General features: G+C 53.0%; 2 rRNA genes. Both read left to right on the forward strand.

Annotated features, from left to right (window positions below):
- The first annotated feature begins 79 nt into the window (after nt 1-79).
- A 23S ribosomal RNA gene (locus tag V9L20_RS27170) occupies nt 80-3,007 on the forward strand.
- Between the two features lie 55 nt (nt 3,008-3,062).
- Nucleotides 3,063-3,173, forward strand: a 5S ribosomal RNA gene (gene rrf / locus V9L20_RS27175); the annotation flags it as partial.

Here is a 3,173-nt window from a genome sequence, read left to right on the forward strand (position 1 = left end):
AACGTGTTCTTTGAAAACTAGATAACAGTAGACATCACATTCAAGTAATACAAGATATCACATAGTGATTCTTTTTAACGGTTAAGTTAGAAAGGGCGCACGGTGGATGCCTTGGCACTAGGAGCCGATGAAGGACGGGACGAACACCGATATGCTTCGGGGAGCTGTAAGCAAGCTTTGATCCGGAGATTTCCGAATGGGGAAACCCACCACTCGTAATGGAGTGGTATCCATATCTGAATTCATAGGATATGAGAAGGCAGACCCGGGGAACTGAAACATCTAAGTACCCGGAGGAAGAGAAAGCAAATGCGATTCCCTGAGTAGCGGCGAGCGAAACGGGATTAGCCCAAACCAAGAGGCTTGCCTCTTGGGGTTGTAGGACACTCTGTACGGAGTTACAAAGGAACGAGGTAGATGAAGAGGTCTGGAAAGGCCCGCCATAGGAGGTAACAGCCCTGTAGTCAAAACTTCGTTCTCTCCTGAGTGGATCCTGAGTACGGCGGAACACGTGAAATTCCGTCGGAATCCGGGAGGACCATCTCCCAAGGCTAAATACTCCCTAGTGACCGATAGTGAACCAGTACCGTGAGGGAAAGGTGAAAAGCACCCCGGAAGGGGAGTGAAAGAGATCCTGAAACCGTGTGCCTACAAGTAGTCAGAGCCCGTTAACGGGTGATGGCGTGCCTTTTGTAGAATGAACCGGCGAGTTACGATCCCGTGCAAGGTTAAGCAGAAGATGCGGAGCCGCAGCGAAAGCGAGTCTGAATAGGGCGCATGAGTACGTGGTCGTAGACCCGAAACCAGGTGATCTACCCATGTCCAGGGTGAAGTTCAGGTAACACTGAATGGAGGCCCGAACCCACGCACGTTGAAAAGTGCGGGGATGAGGTGTGGGTAGGGGTGAAATGCCAATCGAACCTGGAGATAGCTGGTTCTCTCCGAAATAGCTTTAGGGCTAGCCTCAAGGTAAGAGTCTTGGAGGTAGAGCACTGATTGGACTAGGGGCCCCTACCGGGTTACCGAATTCAGTCAAACTCCGAATGCCAATGACTTATCCTTGGGAGTCAGACTGCGAGTGATAAGATCCGTAGTCGAAAGGGAAACAGCCCAGACCGCCAGCTAAGGTCCCAAAGTATACGTTAAGTGGAAAAGGATGTGGAGTTGCTTAGACAACCAGGATGTTGGCTTAGAAGCAGCCACCATTTAAAGAGTGCGTAATAGCTCACTGGTCGAGTGACTCTGCGCCGAAAATGTACCGGGGCTAAACGTATCACCGAAGCTGCGGACTGTTCTTCGAACAGTGGTAGGAGAGCGTTCTAAGGGCTGTGAAGCCAGACCGGAAGGACTGGTGGAGCGCTTAGAAGTGAGAATGCCGGTATGAGTAGCGAAAGAGGGGTGAGAATCCCCTCCACCGAATGCCTAAGGTTTCCTGAGGAAGGCTCGTCCGCTCAGGGTTAGTCGGGACCTAAGCCGAGGCCGAAAGGCGTAGGCGATGGACAACAGGTTGATATTCCTGTACCACCTCCTCACCATTTGAGCAATGGGGGGACGCAGGAGGATAGGGTAAGCGCGGTATTGGATATCCGCGTCCAAGCAGTTAGGCTGGGAAATAGGCAAATCCGTTTCCCATAAGGCTGAGCTGTGATGGCGAGCGAAATATAGTAGCGAAGTTCCTGATTCCACACTGCCAAGAAAAGCCTCTAGCGAGGTGAGAGGTGCCCGTACCGCAAACCGACACAGGTAGGCGAGGAGAGAATCCTAAGGTGATCGAGAGAACTCTCGTTAAGGAACTCGGCAAAATGACCCCGTAACTTCGGGAGAAGGGGTGCTCTGTTAGGGTGCAAGCCCGAGAGAGCCGCAGTGAATAGGCCCAGGCGACTGTTTAGCAAAAACACAGGTCTCTGCGAAGCCGTAAGGCGAAGTATAGGGGCTGACGCCTGCCCGGTGCTGGAAGGTTAAGAGGAGCGCTTAGCGTAAGCGAAGGTGCGAATTGAAGCCCCAGTAAACGGCGGCCGTAACTATAACGGTCCTAAGGTAGCGAAATTCCTTGTCGGGTAAGTTCCGACCCGCACGAAAGGCGCAACGATCTGGGCACTGTCTCAACGAGAGACTCGGTGAAATTATAGTACCTGTGAAGATGCAGGTTACCCGCGACAGGACGGAAAGACCCCGTGGAGCTTTACTGCAGCCTGATATTGAATGTTGGTACAGCTTGTACAGGATAGGTAGGAGCCTTGGAAACCGGAGCGCCAGCTTCGGTGGAGGCATCGGTGGGATACTACCCTGGCTGTATTGACCTTCTAACCCGCCGCCCTTATCGGGCGGGGAGACAGTGTCAGGTGGGCAGTTTGACTGGGGCGGTCGCCTCCTAAAAGGTAACGGAGGCGCCCAAAGGTTCCCTCAGAATGGTTGGAAATCATTCGCAGAGTGTAAAGGCACAAGGGAGCTTGACTGCGAGACCTACAAGTCGAGCAGGGACGAAAGTCGGGCTTAGTGATCCGGTGGTTCCGCATGGAAGGGCCATCGCTCAACGGATAAAAGCTACCCCGGGGATAACAGGCTTATCTCCCCCAAGAGTCCACATCGACGGGGAGGTTTGGCACCTCGATGTCGGCTCATCGCATCCTGGGGCTGTAGTCGGTCCCAAGGGTTGGGCTGTTCGCCCATTAAAGCGGTACGCGAGCTGGGTTCAGAACGTCGTGAGACAGTTCGGTCCCTATCCGTCGCGGGCGCAGGAAATTTGAGAGGAGCTGTCCTTAGTACGAGAGGACCGGGATGGACGCACCGCTGGTGTACCAGTTGTTCTGCCAAGGGCATCGCTGGGTAGCTATGTGCGGACGGGATAAGTGCTGAAAGCATCTAAGCATGAAGCCCCCCTCAAGATGAGATTTCCCATTCCGCAAGGAAGTAAGATCCCTGAAAGATGATCAGGTTGATAGGTCTGAGGTGGAAGTGTGGCGACACATGGAGCTGACAGATACTAATCGATCGAGGACTTAACCATATTTTTGAATGATGTCACATCTGTTATCTAGTTTTGAGAGAACACTCTCAATTTGTTTGGTGGCGATAGCGAAGAGGTCACACCCGTTCCCATACCGAACACGGAAGTTAAGCTCTTCAGCGCCGATGGTAGTCGGGGGTTTCCCCCTGTGAGAGTAGGACGCCGC

Source organism: Variovorax sp. CCNWLW225 (assembly GCF_037204045.1).
Taxonomy (GTDB): domain Bacteria; phylum Pseudomonadota; class Gammaproteobacteria; order Burkholderiales; family Burkholderiaceae_C; genus Variovorax.